Annotated in this window: 36 protein-coding genes; 28 read left to right on the top strand and 8 right to left on the bottom strand. The window is 56.7% G+C overall.

The genetic code is table 11. The features are described 5' to 3' along the window. Positions 1-938 precede the first annotated feature (938 nt). The 4 genes from ACUH78_RS16935 to ACUH78_RS16920 are packed head-to-tail and all read left to right on the top strand — an operon-like array spanning position 939 to position 4310. Positions 939-1193 (top strand): helix-turn-helix domain-containing protein, encoded by a 255-nt coding sequence (locus ACUH78_RS16935; protein WP_445334122.1) that lies wholly within the window; start codon positions 939-941, stop codon positions 1191-1193. Continuing rightward, positions 1190-2119: a hypothetical protein gene (locus tag ACUH78_RS16930; RefSeq protein WP_445334121.1), complete on the top strand. Its 930-nt coding sequence runs from the start codon at positions 1190-1192 to the stop codon at positions 2117-2119. The genes ACUH78_RS16935 and ACUH78_RS16930 overlap by 4 nt, the downstream gene beginning before the upstream one ends. Beyond that, positions 2116-3489: a replicative DNA helicase gene (gene dnaB / locus ACUH78_RS16925; RefSeq protein WP_445334120.1), complete on the top strand. Its 1374-nt coding sequence runs from the start codon at positions 2116-2118 to the stop codon at positions 3487-3489. The genes ACUH78_RS16930 and dnaB overlap by 4 nt, the downstream gene beginning before the upstream one ends. After that, entirely contained in the window at positions 3486-4310 is an 825-nt protein-coding gene (locus ACUH78_RS16920) for a hypothetical protein (RefSeq protein WP_445334119.1), read from the top strand. The genes dnaB and ACUH78_RS16920 overlap by 4 nt, the downstream gene beginning before the upstream one ends. Before the next feature lie 14 nt (positions 4311-4324). Here the strand turns inward: ACUH78_RS16920 and ACUH78_RS16915 are convergent, their stop codons facing one another. Continuing rightward, the gene (locus ACUH78_RS16915; RefSeq protein WP_445334118.1) at positions 4325-4558 is read right to left on the bottom strand and encodes a WGR domain-containing protein; all 234 of its coding nucleotides are present in this window, start codon (positions 4556-4558) and stop codon (positions 4325-4327) included. Between the two features lie 98 nt (positions 4559-4656). Between ACUH78_RS16915 and ACUH78_RS16910 the strand changes: the two genes are divergently transcribed. Then, the gene (locus ACUH78_RS16910; protein ID WP_445334117.1) at positions 4657-5121 is read left to right on the top strand and encodes an RDD family protein; all 465 of its coding nucleotides are present in this window, start codon (positions 4657-4659) and stop codon (positions 5119-5121) included. 63 nt (positions 5122-5184) lie between these two features. Here the strand turns inward: ACUH78_RS16910 and ACUH78_RS16905 are convergent, their stop codons facing one another. The 5 genes from ACUH78_RS16905 to ACUH78_RS16885 all read right to left on the bottom strand — a co-directional run bounded on the left by ACUH78_RS16905 (position 5185) and on the right by ACUH78_RS16885 (position 7886). Beyond that, positions 5185-5553: a hypothetical protein gene (locus ACUH78_RS16905; RefSeq protein ID WP_445334116.1), complete on the bottom strand. Its 369-nt coding sequence runs from the start codon at positions 5551-5553 to the stop codon at positions 5185-5187. A 4-nt stretch (positions 5554-5557) separates the two neighbouring features. Then, positions 5558-5965, bottom strand: coding sequence for a hypothetical protein (locus ACUH78_RS16900; protein ID WP_445334115.1), 408 nt, complete (start codon positions 5963-5965; stop codon positions 5558-5560). Positions 5966-5967: 2 nt separating this feature from the next. After that, positions 5968-6939: a ParB/RepB/Spo0J family partition protein gene (locus tag ACUH78_RS16895; RefSeq protein WP_445334114.1), complete on the bottom strand. Its 972-nt coding sequence runs from the start codon at positions 6937-6939 to the stop codon at positions 5968-5970. A gap of 123 nt (positions 6940-7062) precedes the next feature. Further along, positions 7063-7296, bottom strand: coding sequence for a hypothetical protein (locus ACUH78_RS16890; protein ID WP_445334113.1), 234 nt, complete (start codon positions 7294-7296; stop codon positions 7063-7065). Then, a complete protein-coding gene (locus tag ACUH78_RS16885; protein WP_445334112.1) occupies positions 7293-7886 on the bottom strand; it encodes a phospholipase D-like domain-containing protein in 594 nt (197 codons plus the stop codon). The genes ACUH78_RS16890 and ACUH78_RS16885 overlap by 4 nt, the downstream gene beginning before the upstream one ends. 132 nt (positions 7887-8018) lie before the next feature. Between ACUH78_RS16885 and ACUH78_RS16880 the strand changes: the two genes are divergently transcribed. The 3 genes from ACUH78_RS16880 to ACUH78_RS16870 are packed head-to-tail and all read left to right on the top strand — an operon-like array spanning position 8019 to position 9339. Further along, a complete protein-coding gene (locus ACUH78_RS16880) occupies positions 8019-8501 on the top strand; it encodes an Xre family toxin-antitoxin system antitoxin (RefSeq protein ID WP_445334111.1) in 483 nt (160 codons plus the stop codon). Continuing rightward, a complete protein-coding gene (locus ACUH78_RS16875) occupies positions 8498-8926 on the top strand; it encodes an RES domain-containing protein (RefSeq protein ID WP_445334110.1) in 429 nt (142 codons plus the stop codon). Before ACUH78_RS16880 ends, ACUH78_RS16875 begins: the two co-directional genes overlap by 4 nt. Then, positions 8923-9339 (top strand): NfeD family protein, encoded by a 417-nt coding sequence (locus ACUH78_RS16870; RefSeq protein ID WP_334109000.1) that lies wholly within the window; start codon positions 8923-8925, stop codon positions 9337-9339. The genes ACUH78_RS16875 and ACUH78_RS16870 overlap by 4 nt, the downstream gene beginning before the upstream one ends. On the opposite strand, the gene ACUH78_RS16865 is transcribed toward ACUH78_RS16870, so the two are convergent. Together ACUH78_RS16865 and ACUH78_RS16860 are read right to left on the bottom strand one after the other, a co-directional pair. Further along, positions 9273-9989 carry a hypothetical protein gene (locus ACUH78_RS16865; RefSeq protein ID WP_334109001.1) on the bottom strand — a complete coding sequence of 239 codons (717 nt, stop codon included), beginning with the start codon at positions 9987-9989 and terminating at the stop codon, positions 9273-9275. The two genes, ACUH78_RS16870 and ACUH78_RS16865, sit on opposite strands and share 67 nt — an antisense overlap. Positions 9990-10069: 80 nt before the next feature. After that, positions 10070-10795: a Sak single strand annealing protein gene (locus ACUH78_RS16860; RefSeq protein ID WP_445334109.1), complete on the bottom strand. Its 726-nt coding sequence runs from the start codon at positions 10793-10795 to the stop codon at positions 10070-10072. 181 nt (positions 10796-10976) lie between these two features. On the opposite strand from ACUH78_RS16860, the gene rdgC reads away from it, so the two are divergent. The 20 genes from rdgC to ACUH78_RS16760 all read left to right on the top strand — a co-directional run bounded on the left by rdgC (position 10977) and on the right by ACUH78_RS16760 (position 19913). After that, complete coding sequence (gene rdgC / locus ACUH78_RS16855; protein WP_445334108.1) at positions 10977-11921, top strand: recombination-associated protein RdgC; 945 nt, start codon at positions 10977-10979, stop codon at positions 11919-11921. After that, positions 11921-12406: an Lcl C-terminal domain-containing protein gene (locus ACUH78_RS16850; RefSeq protein WP_445334107.1), complete on the top strand. Its 486-nt coding sequence runs from the start codon at positions 11921-11923 to the stop codon at positions 12404-12406. Before rdgC ends, ACUH78_RS16850 begins: the two co-directional genes overlap by 1 nt. Further along, positions 12403-12990, top strand: coding sequence for a hypothetical protein (locus tag ACUH78_RS16845; protein ID WP_445334106.1), 588 nt, complete (start codon positions 12403-12405; stop codon positions 12988-12990). Before ACUH78_RS16850 ends, ACUH78_RS16845 begins: the two co-directional genes overlap by 4 nt. Before the next feature lie 11 nt (positions 12991-13001). Continuing rightward, complete coding sequence (locus tag ACUH78_RS16840; protein ID WP_445334105.1) at positions 13002-13673, top strand: tetratricopeptide repeat protein; 672 nt, start codon at positions 13002-13004, stop codon at positions 13671-13673. An 85-nt stretch (positions 13674-13758) separates the two neighbouring features. Further along, a complete protein-coding gene (locus ACUH78_RS16835) occupies positions 13759-14277 on the top strand; it encodes a hypothetical protein (protein WP_445334104.1) in 519 nt (172 codons plus the stop codon). A 125-nt stretch (positions 14278-14402) separates the two neighbouring features. Further along, positions 14403-14870, top strand: coding sequence for a hypothetical protein (locus ACUH78_RS16830; protein ID WP_445334103.1), 468 nt, complete (start codon positions 14403-14405; stop codon positions 14868-14870). A 100-nt stretch (positions 14871-14970) separates the two neighbouring features. Beyond that, positions 14971-15177, top strand: a complete 207-nt coding sequence (locus ACUH78_RS16825) for a hypothetical protein (RefSeq protein ID WP_048704521.1) — start codon at positions 14971-14973, stop codon at positions 15175-15177. 234 nt (positions 15178-15411) lie between these two features. Then, a complete protein-coding gene (locus tag ACUH78_RS16820) occupies positions 15412-15819 on the top strand; it encodes a hypothetical protein (protein WP_445334102.1) in 408 nt (135 codons plus the stop codon). A 328-nt stretch (positions 15820-16147) separates the two neighbouring features. Next, positions 16148-16351 carry a hypothetical protein gene (locus ACUH78_RS16815; protein ID WP_445334101.1) on the top strand — a complete coding sequence of 68 codons (204 nt, stop codon included), beginning with the start codon at positions 16148-16150 and terminating at the stop codon, positions 16349-16351. 144 nt (positions 16352-16495) lie between these two features. Continuing rightward, positions 16496-16861 carry a hypothetical protein gene (locus ACUH78_RS16810; protein ID WP_445334100.1) on the top strand — a complete coding sequence of 122 codons (366 nt, stop codon included), beginning with the start codon at positions 16496-16498 and terminating at the stop codon, positions 16859-16861. 185 nt (positions 16862-17046) lie between these two features. Beyond that, positions 17047-17703, top strand: coding sequence for a site-specific integrase (locus ACUH78_RS16805; RefSeq protein WP_445334099.1), 657 nt, complete (start codon positions 17047-17049; stop codon positions 17701-17703). Further along, a complete protein-coding gene (locus tag ACUH78_RS16800) occupies positions 17703-17918 on the top strand; it encodes a TrfB-related DNA-binding protein (RefSeq protein WP_445334098.1) in 216 nt (71 codons plus the stop codon). The genes ACUH78_RS16805 and ACUH78_RS16800 overlap by 1 nt, the downstream gene beginning before the upstream one ends. A 57-nt stretch (positions 17919-17975) precedes the next feature. After that, entirely contained in the window at positions 17976-18122 is a 147-nt protein-coding gene (locus ACUH78_RS16795) for a hypothetical protein (RefSeq protein WP_445334097.1), read from the top strand. A 91-nt stretch (positions 18123-18213) separates the two neighbouring features. Beyond that, positions 18214-18390 carry a hypothetical protein gene (locus tag ACUH78_RS16790; protein ID WP_445334096.1) on the top strand — a complete coding sequence of 59 codons (177 nt, stop codon included), beginning with the start codon at positions 18214-18216 and terminating at the stop codon, positions 18388-18390. Between the two features lie 70 nt (positions 18391-18460). After that, positions 18461-18676 (top strand): hypothetical protein, encoded by a 216-nt coding sequence (locus tag ACUH78_RS16785; protein ID WP_445334095.1) that lies wholly within the window; start codon positions 18461-18463, stop codon positions 18674-18676. 16 nt (positions 18677-18692) lie between these two features. Next, positions 18693-19076 (top strand): hypothetical protein, encoded by a 384-nt coding sequence (locus tag ACUH78_RS16780; RefSeq protein ID WP_445334094.1) that lies wholly within the window; start codon positions 18693-18695, stop codon positions 19074-19076. 8 nt (positions 19077-19084) lie between these two features. Then, on the top strand, positions 19085-19306 hold the full coding sequence (locus tag ACUH78_RS16775; protein ID WP_044059822.1) for a hypothetical protein: 222 nt from the start codon (positions 19085-19087) through the stop codon (positions 19304-19306). 17 nt (positions 19307-19323) lie between these two features. Next, positions 19324-19494 carry a hypothetical protein gene (locus ACUH78_RS16770; RefSeq protein WP_445334093.1) on the top strand — a complete coding sequence of 57 codons (171 nt, stop codon included), beginning with the start codon at positions 19324-19326 and terminating at the stop codon, positions 19492-19494. 15 nt (positions 19495-19509) lie between these two features. Then, a complete protein-coding gene (locus ACUH78_RS16765; RefSeq protein WP_445334092.1) occupies positions 19510-19749 on the top strand; it encodes a hypothetical protein in 240 nt (79 codons plus the stop codon). A gap of 20 nt (positions 19750-19769) precedes the next feature. Continuing rightward, positions 19770-19913 (top strand): hypothetical protein, encoded by a 144-nt coding sequence (locus tag ACUH78_RS16760; RefSeq protein ID WP_445334091.1) that lies wholly within the window; start codon positions 19770-19772, stop codon positions 19911-19913. The last annotated feature ends 36 nt before the right edge of the window (positions 19914-19949 follow it).

Raw genomic sequence — 19949 nt, 5'->3', positions numbered from 1 at the left:
TGCCCAGCGCAAGGGCAGTACCACAAGGAGAACATCGGCGACTGATGTCTTGGAAATCGTGTTCCAGATGTCAGCACCCGCTCTGGCCCGGGGCAGTTCCTTTTTCAAGGAGATGGCAGCGCTGACTGCTGCGGTGTCTGTTGGAGATCTGGGAGCCTTCTCCTGGAGGCAGAGGAACAAGTAGGGCAACTCGTTCGACATGGGTTGCAGATTACCAGACCTGAAGAAGGCGTCAAATCTCAAACCGCATACTCCTTGGTCTAGGTTGGAGGAACGTCTCGGCGGCGCACCGATGTTCTCAATAGGCTCGAGATCCCGGATTGCAGCTCTGTTCTTGCTTCCTGGTCTGCTGCATTGAACCGCTCTCGGCAGGGCAGAGATGGGGGTGAGCTGGGACGACGACTGAAACCCGGCAGCCTCGGTTTTGCCGCTCAAATCGTTGCCACGCGCAGTTCCGGCAATGCGCGAGGTAGCGTGTTTGTTGCATCGAGTATCCGTCGTGATAGTGGATAACCCATACCGTATCCATGCAGGTCCCCGTCGTTATCGTCGCCGGCAAACTTACGGGCAACCAGGCCTGCGGCAATCGGCGGTGTTTGTGACGTAACCGCCTATGCACCGGACAGGCCGGGTACCTCCATCTCATCCCTGCAGCAACCAGATCACGCTCTCACCGCTTGCGCCACGAATGATCCTCCCTTCCTGTTCAAGTTCGAACAGGGCAGACCTCAGTGCTTTCGTCGGCTTTGCTAGCCTGAAGAGCCTCAGAAGCCTGCGCACAGGCATTGGCGACGGTGCATTCCGAAGAGCCATGAGCACTTCGTCACGATAGTTCGTTTGATCAGTCAAGCACTCTCCGTATGTGTTCTAACTGTTCGCCTAGCTGAGTTATGAATAATTCGCTTAGAATCGCAACAGTTCCAACGAGTTTACACGCGATGACCGACCCTATCCACCCCAAGCGAAGCAACGATGACGGCGAACGTGCGCGGATCGAGGCAGAGTTGGTCGAGCGCTACGGGATGATGCTTAAGACGAGTGAGGTCGCGGATGAGCTCCGACTTTCGTCGGCCTCTGTAAGACGGATTTCGCGCGAGGAGCTTCCAAGAGGGAGTGGGCGTGGCCCTCGTGCGCGTTACCTGGCTTCGGATGTTGCCGCCTACATCAGCGCCTGGGTTAAACAAGAAAAATGATCTATCAATACGACACCGAGACCAATCTCAATGAAACTGCAGGTTTGAGCCTGCTTGAACAAGGTGTTTATCGCGCACTGATGGACCGTTACCTTGAGAATAACGGTTTTGTGCTCCCGTCCGCCCATAGTGGCCTGACAGAAGGTGCGAACCTTCATTTCCTTGCACGCATCATCGGCGCCCAAAGTGAGGTGGAGCTCCTTGCAGTAGGCAAGATCGCGATGAGCTTCTTTGTTCGAGAAGGTGACGAACTCCACCATCCTCGTCTGAAGAACTTGGTTAGCAAACCTAAGGCCGGACGCTCAGAACAGATCGAATACGAGTCAGTTTTTGCGAACGCATCTCAGGATCACCCGCTCGCAATCCCGTTTGGCTCTTCGGACCACATCTCGTGGTGGTCTCCATCCGAGGAAGAAATCCAGTCGTTTGCGAATGAGTTCCGTTTATGCAACATCAGGATCGAGATCGAGCAGGCGCGGCAGATTGCCATGCAGCCTACGATTCGCCCACGGACGGACCCGCGAACTTTCCTGAGAAATCGTATTCGCGTTTCAAACAAGCTTATCGAGGAGAAGCTCGCCAGCTCTGGCGTCACTCTGCTTTCTCGTGAATCGCCCCGTTTTGTCGAGTTTATTTCAAGCTACCCTCGTCAAACTGACATTCAAGCTGCGTGGTCTATTTGGGGCCTCATCGGTTTTGATGATGACGAAGCCTTGTTCAAGCAGCTGATCCTCGGTCTCAAGAAATGGAAGCTAAGCAATGAATGGGCAAGAAAGGAGGCAGGAACGATTCCGACTGCGGCACAGTTTCTAAACGCGCGACAGTGGGAAACCGACCCGCGACTTGGGCGGGATGCAGCAACCAAGGTCGCTATCACGACTCTGTCCTTTAACGGGGCCGCTGAGTCGTCAAAGGGTGCGCTATGAGCCGTAAAAACAACACTCCGCATGTTCAGCCTGGAGTGTTGCCTCCGCATTCTATGCCTGCCGAACAGGGACTGATCGGAGGGTTGTTGCTCGACAACCAGTTCTTTGACGGGGTGATTGATGTCGTAAAAGCCCAGCACTTCTACGATGAGGGTCACAGACTCACCTATCAAGCCATGCTTGACCTCTATGTGCAAAACAAGGCGGTCGACCTCATTACGGTTACCGATTTTCTTGCCGCCAAAGGGGAGCTTGAGCAAGCAGGGGGCTTTGCCTACCTGGCGGAGGTCGCCAACAGTGCAATCTCGACGGCAGCCATTTCTTCGTACGCGAAAATCATACGAAGCAAGGCGGTGTTGCGGCACTTGGGTGCAGCCTGTAACCGCATCCTGCAGACTATTCACGATCCCGGAACCAAGAAAGCAGAAGAGATCCTCGATGAGGCCGAAGCACTGATGCTTCGCGTGACAGGGAAGATAATTGGCCAAGAGGATGGGCCAGTTCCTGCCAGAGATTTCGTAGGCGCTGTTTTTCGTGATGCAACGGCCGTCCCGTCGCCGAATGGGCTTCAGGGGCTTTCTACCGGTTTATCTGGACTTGACCAAATTACCCTTGGACTTTGTCCTGCTGACTTTATTGTGATTGGTGCGCGGCCGTCTCACGGCAAGACAACACTTGCACTGAATATTGCAGAGGAAGTTGGTCTTCGACGTGGCCTTCCTGTCCTTATCTTTTCGCCCGAAATGCCCAAGGAGCAGCTGAGCCTGCGCATGCTCTCATCTATGTCGGGCATCAAGCATTCCACGCTACGGACTCGGAATATTTCTGCGGTTGAGAAAGATGTGTTTGCGAGCTCACTTGCGAAGTTGTCTGCAGCGCCCATCTACATCGACGACTCAGCCCGCCTGGACGCCAAGGCACTGCGCGCTCGAGCCCGACGAACAGCCAAGAAGGCAGGATCACTGGCCTTGGTGATCGTTGACTACATTCAGTTGATGGCCACCGCAGATGAGGTCGACAACGCAACGCGTAACCTTGAGGTTCAAGGGATATCCCGGTCGATCAAGGCGCTCGCGAAGGAGCTCCAGGTTCCCGTCATTGCTGTATCCCAGCTCAACCGAAGCGTCGACCGCAGATCAAATCAGCGTCCAATTTTGTCCGATCTGCGGGACTCCGGTTCGATTGAGCAAGACGCCGACGTAATCATCTTCCTTTATCGCGAAGGCGCCACAAAACCCGAAGAGCAGTCGACTGAGAGCGAAGCCGAGTTGATTGTCGCAAAGCAGCGAAACGGCCCGATCGGCTCAGTCAAGGTTCTCTTCAAGCCTGAAACCCTCTCCTTCAGAACGCTACCGAGGAAAGAAAATTGAAAAACGACCGCAAGACTCCATACCTCATTCCGTTGCTCTCAGCATCGGCGGGGTTTGCGCTGGGCGCAATCGCGCTTACCCTTTTCAGCAATACTGACGCACCACAACCGACCACGGTTGTGCAAGACTGCCCAGAGCCAACGCTGATTCAGGCGAAACAGCCTTCGCCTCACATCGTTATCGCGTCTCGACTCATGGCCGCAGTTGATAAGTCTCTACCGCCCGTGTGGTTTGAGCAGGAACTGACTGCCAATGGAGTTCGCCGACACTTTTTCTTCTTCAAGAAGGAAGAGCCCTATTCGCTGGTGGACGTTGGTGCTCAGGTCGGTTTGGTCAGTTTTCGTTTGGGCGAAGACGAACGCTGGGTTCCGGAGGTGGTGAATCCCAACCTGTTTACGAACGGTACGCGTGGGGAAGTAACGCCTCAGACCTCTTTCCAATTTGAAAGGGTTTCTGCAGACCATCTCCTCATGATCGTCCGTAATCGTATCGACAATTTTGAGGGGGCCGATCACTTCCTTGATCTGTTCATGGTTGCTGACGGCACCTTCTCACCTGCTGGGCGTATCTTTGTGGGCGCGCACAACAAGGAAATGAAGTGCGACGGGCCGACCGCCAAGTTCGAAGAATTCAACCGGGCCTGCATGGATTTTAGCGGTACGTTGAGTATCGTCACCGTTCCGGGGCAACCTGTGGCTAATCTTGAAGTGGCATACGAAGGCCTCAAGGGCGACAAGTATTCGACCCTTGAAAAGGCTACCTATCGCTTCACGCGCGGACAGTATGTCCAGGACGTTGCCGAAGCAGCCGTAAGGCCCTGATCGACCAGTTGAGCTCAGTTCAATAGGCGATAGCCGTGCTGCTTACGAACTTTCGCGAGCACTTCCATCGCCTGCTGCGCTTCATCGACTGTCCCATAAGGATCACTTGCCATTCCGCCCATCCGATTTGTTTTCCCGCCCCAACAGCGCCTCAAGACAATCTGTCCGAAAAGGTCAGTATCCACCATGGCGCAGTAGTACCGGGTATCGGTTTCCCACCGGCGGATGCTTTCATTGAGCATCTTCATCCGAGAACTCCGCTTTGTTCCGCTATTAGCGGCTCAATTCTAGTTCTTTCTTCTCGATTGAAGTGAAGTTTCCTGATTACAGTTTAGAGGAATTTATCGTGCAAAATTCGAATGATCTTCAATACGCTGGCTTTTGGGTTCGATTCGGTGCTTTTCTGATCGACTCTTTGCTCTGGCTAATGATCTCGCTGCCGCTTCTCTACGCTGTTTACGGCGAGCAGTACTTCGTTTCAGAGAAGTTGTCGCAGGGATTCTTCGACATTCTGATCTCCTGGGTCGCACCTGTGGTTGCGGTACTTTGGTTCTGGATTGCGAAGCAGGCTACGCCTGGAAAAATGGCATTGAGGCTGAGAATTGTTGATGCGTCTTCCGGTGATGCCGCGACACCAGGTCAGTACGTGGGCAGGTATTTCGGGTACTTGCTTGCGTGCATGCCCCTTGGACTGGGGCTAATCTGGTGCGCTTTCGACTCTCGGAAACAGGGATGGCACGACAAGCTGGCAAAGACGGTTGTCGTGCGCAAGACGACGCCTAAAGAGGTCGTGTTTGAGAAAACGGCCTGAAGCAACGAAAAATCGCCCGTCTGTAGGCTAGACGGGCGACTCTATTTCTAAGCGTAGCGAAAGTTAGATGTTGTGCCGAGGCGCAAAGTAACGCTTTGCCCGATCCCAGAAACTGGGTGGATAGGCATCGAACTCTTTCCACGCTTTACCGTTAAAAAACATCGCCCGGCCGTCGTCGTAGAAACGCAGGGTCTGCATACCAAAGGCGTCGCAATGCTCGCAGTAGCACCCTGTGTCGACGACTGCGACACGCTCAGTCGGCCGCTGCACCCGACCGCGGACAAGAACGTCTGGGATAGTGCGATCACACTCCGGGCAACGCACGACGACGCCTTCGATCTTTTCTGAATTGTCAAAGACGATAGGCAGGGAGGCCGAAAGCATAGGCCCCTTCATCAACTCTACCTGGTCAAGACTTAGTCCGTATCCCATTTTTCTATCCTTTACTGCTCAGTCGCGTCCAGCCTAGCAAACTTGCGCGACCCGAGATCCACCGCAGATCAACAAGGTCGTACGTACTCGGCAACTCACGGTCTCGATAGGACGCGCCGCAATAATGCTCGACAAGAACAAGCTGCGTCTCTTGTCCGCCTAAAAGCCCGCGCAGATGATCCGCCAAGTCGGGCCAACTGTTCGTAATGCTACGCCCCTGGTTGCGAGCAAGCTCAGTGCACACCACGATTCGACGCTTGTCTGACATCTCGAAAATGTCCAGCGCGAGCGTGGTGGGTGGCTGTAAAGGCACTTCCACTTCGATGATCTCCCGAGGCCACGTGTCGAGCACATAGGCACCGGCGAGCAGTTGCCCCGGGAGTTCTACCGTGAAGGCTTCGAGGTCCATCATAATCAGTCCGCGAACAGATCTTCCGCATCGTTAGGGATGCCCGAAGTGGTTTCTTCTTTTTGCCTTTGTTCGGAAGTGCCCTCTACCTCTTCCTCGGCATCAGCTTCATTCTTTCGCGCCTCCTCGAAAGCCTCAAGAACTTTTTCGATCTGAGCCTTCACGTCGTCCCCGAGGGCTGCATACCCTGGATCGCGACGCAGGTCCTCGATCGCTTTTGCCATTACAGGGGCATTTTTCGTGATAGCCTTCTTGATGGCCCTACCTGGGGTGAACTTGTTTGTCACGCGTCGCTGACCACGAGCGTTTGCAAGCTTCTCGGCCCGCAGCAAGAAGGCCAGCGCCTTGTCCCCATGGTCACGCATAGCGTCAATCGCCATGCGTGCCGCAATCCGCTCTTCCATGACCATCGTTCTGATCTCGAGAGGGGCTGAGGCAAGCTGGAGGAGCCCGGCAACATAGCGCGGAGTAATTCCAAGCTTTGTTGCGATCTCCTGCGTTTCCCATCCAAATCTGACCAGCCTGCGAACAACCAAGCTGATCTCGTAGGGCGTGAGCTCCTTGCCGCTATTCGAACTAACCAGGGAGACCGTGAGGTCTTCCATGGTGGTTCCCGGAGGGCTCACCACCACAGGCAAACGTGAGATCTCGGCCCCGCGAGAGATTGCTATGCGGACCGCCTCGAGCCGGCAATGGCCGTCAACGACACTGATGACGTTGACAGAGACATAGCCAGCCAGCGGCTTGTCTGGCTTGAAGCCTTCGCGGAGGATCGATTCTGCCAAATCCTCGATGTGTTGGTCGTACGAGGCGTTCTTGACTCGAACGTTGAAGCCGGGGATCACCCGTATCGCTTCGATTGGTACTTGCCAGAGATCCCTCGACTTCGCGTCAACTGCGGTCATGGCCGTCTTGACGGATCCAGGGATCATCTGGAGCTCGAAGTCGGATTCCAACGCGTCCAGGTTCTCGATCATGAATTTCTCCCATTTTGATCATCGTTGCGGCGAAAGCTCGCCTGCGGTGCGTCTAACTTAGCACGTTTATATAAACGCTCAAGTCGAGAAAACGATTCTTTTGGGATTTGTCTCAAAGGGAGGTTAGTGGGCGCGTCGGCCACTGGAGCCGCTCACGCCCTGACTCTTCAGGAGCGCAGCAATAAGCCGATGTGCGTCTTGGTTGAGCCGCTCTTCGTTTGGGTAGAAGCGCTTGATCTGCGAGATGATGCGCTCACGGCAATGCGCCTCTTCTGATGGAATGCACTCCCCATTTTGGGTCTCGAACCACTTTATGAACGCCTCAGCGACCATTTCATAGGAGAAGGCTGGTGTCATCCCGGGGCTCCTTGTTTCTGCCGCACCGGTGCAGGTTCTTCGGCCTCAGCGGCGAGCGCATCCCAAGCAGACATGAGCTTGAATGCAGCATCGGGGTAGTTCTTGACGGTCATGATCGTCTCATGGTTCCGACGAAACGAGGTACTGGCGTAGTCGACGCTTCCCGTAATTGTGTTCGCCTCGTCAGTGACGATGAAGTTCGAGTTCAGCGTTTGTCGTGTCGTTGCATAAGCGGCAAAGACGCCGCCGTTCTTCAAAAACGCAATGACGAAGGACTTCTGGTCTTTGCTGGCACCAGAGAAGAGGACGCGAACATCGACTCCACGACTCTTGGCCAGCAAAAGTTCATCGGCAAGGTCTCTGTTGACCAAAGATGTCGTCAGTATCCGTATGCTCTTGTTGGCTTTGCGCACCAGGTCGAAGACCTCTGCCTCCGCTTCGCCTGGCGAGAAGGCGACGCGTATCGAGGGCGCAAACGGGCTGGCTGCGGCAGGGCGAACAACGCTATCTCCGAGCTCTGTTTCGTTGGCCATAGCCACTTGCGTCGTAGCCAAGAAACCTGTCGCAAGAAGTGAGAGCAGTCTTTTCATCGGGGGCAGACCTACGTGCAGTTAATTATGGTGACCATATCCCCTGTTTTCTTATAATTCCTGTCAGGATTGCTTTGTATCCTACCACGACAGGCTGTAACATACCAAAGCTGGCAGTTTTCGGCGATCGCGATGAATGACATAGCCAAGGTTTATCAAGAAGATGAGGTGACGCGAGGCGCTGCTGGAGGGAGGGGTGGTGCGGGCGTATGGGCTGCGTTCAGAAAGGCAGTCCTGACGGCGAACCGCCGAACCCGGATCGAGTTGATTCGCAAGAGCCTTCCGGCCAGCGCGATCGGGGAGGTGTCCCGGGAGTTTCGCTGTACCCACGATGACATCTGCGCCATGGCGATGATCTCGTCAGCCAGCGTGCGCAGACTAAGCGCTGAAGCGGCGATGCTGAGCCCCTCTGTGACTGAGCGGTTGGCCAGGCTCGTGAGAATCGACCACCTTGCAACGCAAGCACTGGGGTCAAGCGATGCTGCGCGTGCTTGGCTCAAGGTTTCTCAGGGGTGGCTTGACGGACATACGCCGCTTTCCATGCTGGCCACAGAAGACGGTGGGGCCCTGATCGAAGAGGCGCTCGCGGCATTGCTGTATGGAGATCCAGTTTGAGCGCTAATCGCTGCTTTCTTCTCTCGCCACGCAAGCGCTTGTCCGCAGCGAGTTTCCAGGAAGCCAGGCCCTACCCCGGTCGTTGGCACCGGGCGGGGCAGCAGGCCTGCTATGGCTTCGAGCATCCGGCGCTGGCCATGCTTGAACGCGAGGTGATCTCCGGCGGACGTTGTCTTGTGCCTCTGTACCTGCACGAGGCACGGCTTCCCGATACTTATTCCAACCCGGTGGACCTGCGGCAAGTCCGGGCAGGGCAGGAGCAAGTCGTTGGCGGCAGGTTCTTCGACAACCCGCCTCAACTTGTTGCCGTGTCGTCGTCCTCAATTTGCCCTGAAGGGGCGATCTACCTGATCTCCCCGAAATACCCCGACTTTGAGCAGATCAAGTGGTCTTGCTTGCGCGCCGTTAACCGTATTTCCCCATGACATTCTTCGCCAACCTGCCTGCAGACTACTGGTGGATGCTTGCTGCTGGTGGACTTGCACTCATTGATCAGTTCATACCTCGCAAGGGGTTGCGCTGGGTTGCTGTTGCGGCCGCGCTCACCTCTGGACTGGTTCTCGTCGGACTGGTGATCAGCATCGAAATTCAGGCTCTGATCTTCGTGATATTTACGGTTGCTTTTGGCGCTTGTCGGTACCTGAAGCAGGTATTTTCAGGGAAGCCTCAAGTTCAAAGCTACGCCAACATTCTTGCTGTGAATGATGATGGTTCGCTCACTGCTGAGTTCGAAAAGGAACCCTGGCCTGCTGTCGTCCTCGAGGGCGAGGTTCAGCCTGGCGATCGAGTGGGCGTTACCGCAGTGAGTAACGGTGTGCTCTGGTGCACCAAGGCGTGAGATTGCGGGCCGATACCACGCGGTCCATCCGTTTCCGCAAGCCAATGCTCTCTGGTGTAGCGGTACCCCGGAAACTCAGTCTGGAGTGTGGTCTGCCCCAAGAGTAGCCGGCGGGCAAGTTGCGCAACGACTGCCAGTTCCGTTTCATTTCGCACCTCGAGCGGAACGATGAGTTCGACGCCTGTTGCCCAGCTCAGACGCTCGCGACTCCAGGATGTCCCGACTTCGAACTCGATCCCCTCGACGGTCATGCGCTGCTCGATCTCCCTGCACGAGTTGTAGTAGCGCTGCTGGGCCTCCGATGGCTTCCTGCTCGTGTAGCTCACGAGCTTCTTCCGCGAACGGCCCGCGCGCTTGTAGTTCTTCGTCCCGCCTTCGAAGAGCCAGTCGTCACTCGGGTCGTCTCCTGCAAGCGTTCGGGCACGTCGCCCAATCTCTTCCGAATAGAGGTGGCGAGGGTGTTGCCACCAGACGATGACGCGGCGCCTGTTGAGGATGAAGCCGACATCGTCCCACCAGGAGAGATCGGCGTTGGTTTTCTCCGTGTAGTCGTGCGGGATGTAAAGGCCGCCGCTGGCAAGTTGCCATGGATGGTTTCGGTGGTACTGCTTTTGCGCGCGTCCCAGCTTCTCAAACTTCTGGCTCTTCAACGTTCGCCTCCGTCAACGTAAAAACCCGCCACTGAAAGATTATCAGTGACGGGTTGATTGAAGTCTGCGGTGAGCGCCGATCAGATCGGCAAGCCGCTCGGTGCTGCACTCGTTGCTGCTGTTGCAGCCGCAGGCGAGGCGAGTTCCTTCTCCCGCGCTGCGAGTGCTTCCTGGTACCGCTCGAGCTCAGCCCCCTGGAACAGCATGGGAGCCATACGCTTCGCATTCGGCATCTCAGCCGCTTGCAACTTCCCAACCCGAGCGATTGCTGCAGCAAAGGTTGAGGATGTACCGTTACCACCTGCCTTCGACTGTGAAGAGGCCACGGGGGCTTTCACTGCTTCCTTGATCTCTCCCGTCTCAGGATCGACCTCGGAAGCATGTGTCGGCATCCCGAATGGCATGTCTTCGCCTGCGTAGATGTGAAGCCCAAGGCCAAAGAGCGCGAGGTTCTTCACTAAACACCGCATCAACGTGTTGTTGATGTCGAGAATGTCCGGAACCTGCTTTGCCTTGTTCCGGTGATCCATCACCGGCAAGTAGCATTCTTGGGTCACATTGGCGATGGTGACCCGAGTCCAGACCATGAACCCGATATCGGTTCGCTGGTATGGCAGTCCACCCTCGGTTCTGATGCCGTTCGCGTCGAACGTCACCACGGTGAACGCGGCGTCCGGCTCTGCCTTCTTCACCAGTCCCCAGGCGTTTGCCCAGGACAGGTACGTCAGGTTCCCTTTCTTCTCTTCGAAGGGGAATGTCTGGATCTGCGACAGGTTGTCGAAGATCGCCTTTCTCACTTCATCCATTCTGAATCTCCTTTTGATCCTGCGACGCAAGGTTGCTGATACTGCAAGCAGGAGATGCATGCATCCGTAGGTGAAATCGCACCGCCGATACTGTACATATAACCAGCATCTTAGCGGGATGCGGAGAACGATTCCAATAACTCCGATAGAATCGGTGTTAATTCTTTCAGCGGATGCTTTCATGTTGCTCCGAAGTGCCTTCGTGTTCTCCTGCGACTGCCCTTACTCCCCTGAGGAGCTCGAAGAGGTGCTGGCAAGCCGCAAGTTCAGTGGCATCGGTCAGTTGGATGTAGATCATCTCGGGTGGATCAACCCTAAGGAGGTCGAAAGCGCCCCTCTGGTGCATGTCGTCGACTCGATCTATCTTGTCGCCCTCCAGAAGGAAAGCAAGATCGTCCCGGCCTCGACGGTCAAGAAGAAGCTTGCGGCTGCGATGGCCGAGGCCGAGAAGCGGGAAGGACGCCCCGCGACGAGGAAGGAGCGTAAAGCGCTCAAGGATCAGGTGTACGAGTCGCTGCTGCCTGGAGCGCCGACCCGCATCAAGCACACGTTTGGCGTTCTGGTTCCTAGCAGAAAGCAGCTACTCGTACTGACCTCGTCGGCAAGGTGCGTCGAAGATTTTCATGGAGTGTTCACCGACAGCTTCATGAAGCGTGGCATGAGGCCTTCATTTCGTAAGCTCAGGACGGTTGAGCCGCCAAGCAGAAAGATGACCGAATGGCTCTTGAACAATGAGTGCGAGGGCGGATTCATGCTTGGCGAGCATTGCGAACTCACCCACGAAAAAAGCAAGATTCGGTACACCGCACACGAGCTCGACAGGCCGGAAATCCGTGAGCACCTTCTTGAGGGGAAATCGCCCGTCAAGCTTGGCCTTCGACACGAATCAACAACGAAATTCATCATTACGTGCAGCAGTGCAGACGACGATTTGGGGTTCTCGAAGATTCACTATGGCGACAACGACGGAAAGTCCGAAGGTGATGCCTCGGCTGACGAAATCTTTGACGCAGACCTCGTTTTCTCCGTCACGGAGTTCTTGGGGATCGCTAACGAGTTGTTCGAGGTCTTCGGCGGCATCGCGGCTGATGCTGATTCGCTTGCATCAGAGGTGGAGTCGCTGTGATGCACAACTTCAAGCCTGATCTTGTTCTGGTTTCCGAGCACGAAGGGGTCCGGGAGGGGTGGCGTCTGCCGACGATGGAAGATTTGCTCAGCATTGTCGATGAGACACAGTCCTGCCCGACCATCGATCCAATAGCATTTCCTGATACGCCTAAAGGGACCTTTTGGACAGCCTCGCCGTGCGAAGACGATCCCAATCAGGCATGGGTGGTGGATTTCTCCATCGGAGAACCTGACACAGAGATGACCGAATGCCGTCATTTCGTCCGCCTGTGCAGGCGCACCGGGGTGATGGAGAAGTGGCCACCTGGCACGATCTACGATTCACGGACAAGCCTTCTTTGGCAGCGCTTCATCATCGCTGAAGAGTGGGATGAAAAGCGGGAGGAGGGCGTTGGACGGGCAGTCCGCATGAGTTGGGATGAAGCAGTGCGACGGTTTGGAGGCGCAGAAAAAGCGAAGAACAGAAGAAGGAGATTTGCTTGAGCCACGGCAAACACGCCTTTGAGCCCTGGCGCCACAACCTGCGTCGTCGAAATTTATTCATTGGCGCCCTGGCCGCTGCGACCGCCAATGCGGCACTCCCGATTGTTGATCTTGGTCTCCAGGTGAACGTCATTTTGTGTGCGGCGTTGGCGTCATTGGCCGCACATCACCATCGACGTGCCTATGCGCGTCAGCACGGCCAAGCGGTGGAGGCGAAGTACGGCCAGCTGGCGAAAGACCGGCTGGAGTCAGACGGCTACAACGTCGTGCTGGGCCAACGCCTGCACAGCGGGGGCGACGTCGATCTCGTTGCAAGGAAGGACGGGATCGTGGCGGTGGTGGAGCTCAAGAGCTTCCGATACTGGGGCGCCCGGGGCCAGGACGGTAGGCGCGAGAAGAAGGCCGTGGAGCAGGTTATCCGGCAGCAGGAGGCGCTGTCCGCCAAGGCCACCTTGATCTGGCTGCCGATGGCCACGCCGACGCTTTGGCAGCTCATTTGGGGATACAGCTTCGGGGGGCAGGGCGTAGGGGTCGTTCGGGGTGGCGCCCGCCATCTTTCTCGGGCCATCCGCAGGAAAACCTAAGGAGTCGAAATATGGACAGCCTTGAGACTGAGCTTGCTGCCGCACTGAAGGCCTACAAGGACGGTCAGTACGAGACTGCACACGCCCTTTGGCTCTCCTTGGCAAACGAAGGGAACCCCGAGGCGCAGTTCCGTCTTGGGGCCATGTACTACTTTGGAGAGGGTGTGCCGTCAGATATCGATCAAGCGACAGATTGGTACTTCGACGCTGCCGAACAAGGCCACAAAGAAGCGCAATACAGAATGTCGCGTTGTTACCTAGCCGGTTGGGGCGTTCCGTATAACGAAAGGAGAGGTTTGAAGTTTTTACGCGCGGCATGTGAGCAGGGGCACCTCGAAGCACAAATCGAGCTCGCGTTCCTGTACGAAACAGGTCATTACTTCACCCCCAACCTTGAGAAGGCTGCTGATTTGTACAGAAAGGCTGCCGAACAGGGGGACGTGTCCGCACAGGTCCAGCTCGGGCAGATGTATCAGCACGGGAATGGGGTTCTCAAAAACAACACGCTCGCCTACATGCTCTACAGCATTGCTGCGACCTCAGGCGATGATTACATTCCTGAGTTGCTGGAATGGGTCCTGGAGGATATGACACAAGCGCAGATCGATGAGGGGGAAGCGCTTGTTCACGCATGGAACCCCGGACAGCCATTACCGAGGACTACTCAGACCCCTCAACCTTGAGCATGCTCAGGCCTCATGATTCCTAGCATCGCTGAGGCATCTCACCCTCACATCAACTGAGTGGAGGCTATCAACGATGCCATCTATGACCTATGCCGGAATCGGCTCGCGCAACACCCCGGAGCCGGTCTTGGTACTCATGCAACGCTGCGCCACCCGTCTCGAGGCGCTGGGCTACACGCTACGCAGTGGCGGTGCCAACGGAGCGGATTCTTCTTTCGAGGCCGGATGCACTCACAAGGAAATCTACCTGCCCTGGCCGGGCTTCAATGGTCGGCAGTCTGAGTTCCAGGGTGTTTGCGACAAGGCGCTCACCCTGGCCGCGACGATCCACCCTCGCTGGGATCGGCTCGGTCGCGCAGCTCGCAACCTGATGGGGCGCAACTGCTACCAGGTTCTTGGTCGAGACCTTTCCAGCCCTGTCGACTTCGTTCTGTGCTGGACGCCCGATGGCGTCGAGGACGAGCAAAGTCGCACGCAAGCCACAGGTGGCACCGGGCAAGCAATCGCCCTTGCATCACGACACGGCATTCCCGTGTTCAACCTCGCAAGAGGGGACGCTTTGGTCCGTTTGCGCGATTTCTTGGAAATTTCACCGCAATAAAGCGCCTTCATCACACAGACCCGGCTATGCCGGGTTCTTTTTTGGACTGATCCGTCTCCTTTTCTCTTCGCCCGAACCGCATTGCTGAGTGCCGTCCAACCATATCCCAAGGAGGGAAGAAGTCGATGAGTACTCAATCAGTGATGTCAGGAATGTACCTGTCTGAGGACACCGAAGCAGCCCTTAGGGCGGAACAAGGTGAGCCGTGTAGAAGCTGTAAGCGTTTTGTCGTCACGCATAGCACGATCGTTAACGATGTTCTTCGGTCGTGCAGCGCAGCTGGCGACAACGATGTGCTGGGCAGGGTCCTGTTGCGCCTGGCCGAATCGGGGCGCTGCACCGAGGCCGAGCCTTTTGCATGTTTGGCTCGACACGATCCCCGGACTTTAGGTGATCTGATGGGAACCCTGCCGTTCTTTGCCGAGGTGCCCATTGAGCCAGAGCTTGCCGAGCTGGATCTTAAGTGCCACGTCGGTTTGGAGTGCGCCAAGCTGTTGGAGCGTGCGTCCGACCTCATTGAGATCGCTGCCGATGTTCGTGAAGAGGTGACTGCGGCCACCGTGCGGCAGATGAACGTCTTCTACTTCGGCTGACCAGACCCACGGCCTCAGGACCGTGAACTGCCACCGTGGACACTTCTTGCTCCAACAAGGGCGAGTCGTGTCTGCACATTCATTAAGGAGCACGAACACGATGGCCACTATCGAAGATCTGATCGAGAAGACACCTCTGCAAAACGTCGCCTCGCGCGACCCAGTCGCATTTGAGCTGTACGGGACCGTTCAGTACGTCGCAGACAGAGTAAAGATCGGCCGGATTCTTGCAGTCGAGAACAAGCAACACATGCTCGCTGTTGCCGAACACCTAGTTGAGCAGCGGATTGCTGCCCTCTCACTTTAGGGCCCCAACAGCATGAAGACCGCAGCAAGCTGGGTCATTCTCGAAAAGAGCAGCAGGAAGGTTCTGTTCGAGACATTTGACCTCAGGAAAGTCGACGCCCTGAACACGGCTCGGTACGAGGCCGTACCAATCGATCAGTACCTCGCAAGCCTGAACCGGCGCTAACCAGGGCCGACAACTAACACCCCCACGGGCCACTATCCCGTAAGGGGTGGCGGCGCAAGGGGGATCATTATGGAGCTGAAAATGAAGCCTGTTTTGGGCACGAATGTAGATGAAATCCTCGATGCGTTCCGCCGAGTCGATCTGGACAACCGTGGCTACCGCATTACCGAGGCCGCAATCGTGGGCACCAGCCTGCGGTTTCGGTTTCAAGGGAAGGGAACGCTTGGTGTTGTTGTCGGCGCAATTGGTCTTCGCGATTCGACCGAAGCTGAGATGAGCGAGCTCGAGGAGTCGATCGAGCTGGGCCAAGTCGAAATCTACACCACGCCGCTGTACGTCTCCGGTCGAACAATGACTCGGGTAGTGCTGCACCAGGCGACCGGCCTCCCCCTGAACCCTGGGAGCGAGGCGGCACGCAGACAGCGCGAACGATGGGCACACGCCGAAGCAGTTCGGCAATGCGATCCGAGAGAGTGAGTGAAACCGTAGAACGTTACGAGAAGGAGTAGCAATGAACTTGAAGATTGGGAGTCCTTGCGGAACTCCAGATGGGCCCGGATTGGTACTCCAGCGAGGCATCTTCGGATTCGCGCCACCCGTCGCCAAAAAATTCGAGAGTGGATTGCTGTTCTGCGAGTGGTTCGAAATTCAGCCATGAGTGCATGCGTCTCGAAGGCGCTCGATGGAGCTGGCCCGCTGATGGCCCATGATCTCCGCCACCGGATCATCGCACGTTACGACAACTAAGCCCGGAGGGATTCATGCCCTCACGGGCGCCTGACGGGCATCAACCAGAGGAATAAAGATGAAAATTCAATTTTTCAACATCCAGTGGGATACCGATGGCGAAGACACTGAATTGCCTGCGGAGGCGGTTCTGGAGTTGGACGCCGATACGGACGTGAGCCTTGAGGGGGCTGATGCTCTTTCCGACAAGTTCGGATTCTGCGTCAATTCTTTCGAGTTCCGGCCTGTCTGTGCCGTTAAGCAATTCTTGTCCGCGCGATAAAGCATAAACTGTCCGCGTCGTCAGCCTGGAACCCGCGCTAACACTGCGGTCTTCAGATTTGCCGTGGCCAAGTTATGCTTTATTTCTGGCCACGTTATGCTTTACGACACACTGTCTGAGAAATCGTGCGTTACGAGGACAACCATGCAAGTCGTTGAGTCGAAAGACACATGGAACGGCATGCCGGTGCTCCAATTCGACTTCCTGATGACCAAGGATGCGAGTCCGAAGGAGTTGGGGTGTGGAAACGTCAGGGTGCTGGTGTCGGCCAGGAAGAACTGTGCACCTCACATCAAGTGGGTGTGGGCAGGAACGAAACGCCAAGGATGGGCTGCAAATGCCTACCGCTGGCTGGTCGAGAAGTTTGGACAACCGCTCCGGGTCTCCGATGTGTGCGGCGAGGAAAGCGTCGCTTTTCACCGCCGCATGAAGAAGCTGGGCCTGGTGTCCAAGTTCGAGATGGACCCAGTGTTCAAGATGCCGCAACGCGGCGCATCCTTCAGGATGTAATCTCTCAATTCACGCCCCGCGCTCCTCTGGAGCCGGGGCGTTTTCACGTCCACGCACCAACGACTGTAACGCCCGGCTTTCCGAGGATGCCAAGCGCGACGCGCCTTCCCGCCCGATTGTTTGCCTTTCCGGCCGCCGTTCGGCATACTTTATCGTAACAGTATCGTTGTGGAGTTTGTTGCAAGATGGCGAAAGCGCCAGTTGTAGAGGACGCGGACTTCCGGCACGCGGTCAAAGTTGCCGCGGTTACCGGCCAGGCCAAGGAGCGCGATGTGGCGCTGCTGTGGGTCGCCTACGGGACCGGGATGATGCCCATCGAGCTCGCCAAGCTCACGGTCGCCGACTACCTGGCGGCTGACGGGACCGTTCGGACCGACTCCGAAATTCGCGCCGAGATTGCCTTCAATGGGATCAAGCGCCCGCTCTACTGGACCAACAAGGGCGTGGTGGCCGCCCTCGACGCCTATCTTGCGACCCGGGTGCGGTGCGGCTATGGACTGGGTGAGCCAGCCCTGTTCCGGGGGCTGGACCCGGCTTCTCCCCTCTTTCTGGCGGTCGACGGGAAGCCCTTCACCTTCACTCGCCGGATGACGCCCGCAGGGAAGGAGAGCTATTCCTGCGAGTCCCTGACCCAGATTGTCCGACGCCTGCACACTCAGGCGGGCATCGAGGCGGGTTCTGCGCTGTCGGCCCGGCGCACGTTCGGTGTCCGGCTCCATCGCAAGGGGTTCGACCTGCGGCACATCCAGGTGATTCTGGGTGTGCAATCGCTCACTGCGGTCAAGCGGATGGTGGAGGCCGACCCGGTCCGTCTGGGCGCCATCGTGGCGAGGGCTATCTGATGGCGGAGATGACGCAAGCGCAGTTCGAGGTGGTGGCGGAGCTCCTGCGGTCGCGGGAGCCCGTAAGGACGGCCGCCCGATTGGTTCTGGTGGAGGGCGTGACGACCAAGGACGCAGCGGGGGCGGCGGGAATGCAGCCGAACGCGGTCAGTAATGCCCTCAGCCGTTATCGTAACGCGCACAGTAAGTTGCTTGTTGCGTATGGTGGCGCTTGACTGCTCACGTTTAGACGTGTATGCTTACAGCAACAATTCAGGGAAAGGAGTCTCGAAGTGCGAACCTACTTTGCTGTCGGCTACACGGTGCGCGGCACCGCCTACACGAACGTATCGAGCGATGTCGGGATGGCGAATCGTTTTGCTCAGTTCTGCATCGACACCGGCGCAGAGGGCGTCCACCTCCGCCGCTTCGAGGCCTAATCGGGAAAGGTGCCACATGGCAACGATTAGCAAATTGAAGCCCGAGCAAGTTGTCTACGAGCGACGGCGTCAAAAGGTGGGCAACACCACCATGTCGCGGACTGCTCTCTATAGCATCCGCATCATCGAGGTCGACCCCGAGGGCCAGTTCGTCACGGCTTCCTGGAACGGCAATACGCCACGCAAGTTCCGTGAGGCGGACGTGAAGAAGTGGCTGGTGAATAAGCCTGAGCCGAAGGGCTCCTCCCACGGCATGCCGAACTACTGACTTCAAGACAACTTGCGCAAGGGCATCACGGCCCGCGTTGAGTTGTTCATCTGACCAAGGGAAAGAAAGCATGACACCTGAAGAGTTGGCTCAACGGATTTTCCATCGCTGTCGGACGGTGCCACTGTTCGCAAGTGCCTTTTCGGCAACTGCTGACGACTCTCTTCTGACTGCCTGCCTCGATGAAGCCGAGTTCCAGGGCGAACTGGAAGAGTTGGGTTCCTCGGATGTGTCGTGCATGGCGCGGTCAGTGGCCGACCGGCTCGGTTTGGCGATAGCAGACTGAACAAAGGAAAAGGAGCATGACGACCCAAGAAATCACCGAGGAGTGGTTGAGCTCTCTCGTCGCTGGGCATGAATGGACCGCTGTGATTCCTTACGAGCACCACAGGGCCGGTGGTCGAGTTGTCCCGGTCAAGGTAGTCCGTCGGACGGCTACGCAAATCATTGCCCTAGTCGGAGAGGACGAGCGCCGGTACAGAGCCAAGGATGGGCGACTTGTCGGGGATGGCTGGAAGAAGATTCCTTCGCCGGCCTCCGAGGAAGCTGTCGCTGAAGCTCGACGTGAGAATCGTCGGTTGAATATGGCTGCTCGACTTCGGGACTGCGACTTCAAGAAGCTGCCGTACGAGACGCTGGAGGCGATGTTCAAGTTGCTTCCGCCCCAAACAGCACAAGACGCCTAGGAAAAGTTATGGCTACGCTGCTTGAGTGCTTGAAGTCCTTGCCGCCGGACATGGTGATGCGGGACTTGTCTGCGGTGCGGAACGAAGTGGCCCTAGTATCCGAGCACATTGCCCGCCTTGGTCGTGATGAGGAGGGCTACGAGGTCCGCGAAGAGCGCCGGAACTATGGTAAGGACAAGTTCAAGGTTATAGGGCTCATTGGCGGATTGACCGTCTATCGTCAGGTCTGAACGCAGAGGAAAAGACCATGCAAATTAACGTCGAAGTAACTCAAGCTGAACTCTCCGAGATGGATCTGTCGGCCAAACAGCTGGAAGCGGCCGTTCTCGAAAATCTGGATCGAGGCGTCGATATCCCCGATGACGGCGGGAGGGTTTATCTCGCCGGATTCAACGTCAACGTAAGCGTTACCGACTGACCAGGAAAATAAGGTATGAAGCCAGGTGAGAAATTCTTTCGAGGCGTGATTCGCGAACCGGACGGTACAGGCGAAAAGGTCGTCGTCGGGAAGGCGACGAAAACCCTTGCCACGCGGATTGCCACGAAGGAAGCCGACAAACTTTCCTGGGACTGGTTTGTTGAGCATTGCCGCGTAGACGGGGATGGCGACGATCAGGTTGTCACTGTGATCGAGCAATGGTCTTCATTGGCCGACCACGAAGTTTTTGAGTAGATCGGAAAAGGACTGACAACATGGCCGTTGCAATTGAGCAGATTCAGCCTGGCGCCGTGTTCCGGTTCAAGACGGCGGCCCGTCGCGTGACCAGCCTGAGCAAGCCGCTGGGTGCGGGTTTCAATGTCAACTGGGAATATGCGGACCAATGCCGTTTAGTTTAGCCCACGGTCAGCGCTTGGGGGCTGTCGGCTCATGCC

It is taken from the genome of Thauera sp. ZXT1-4, assembly GCF_052598215.2.
The sequence above is the reverse complement of the archived record's forward strand: the minus strand, read 5'-3'. Positions and strand labels throughout refer to the sequence as shown.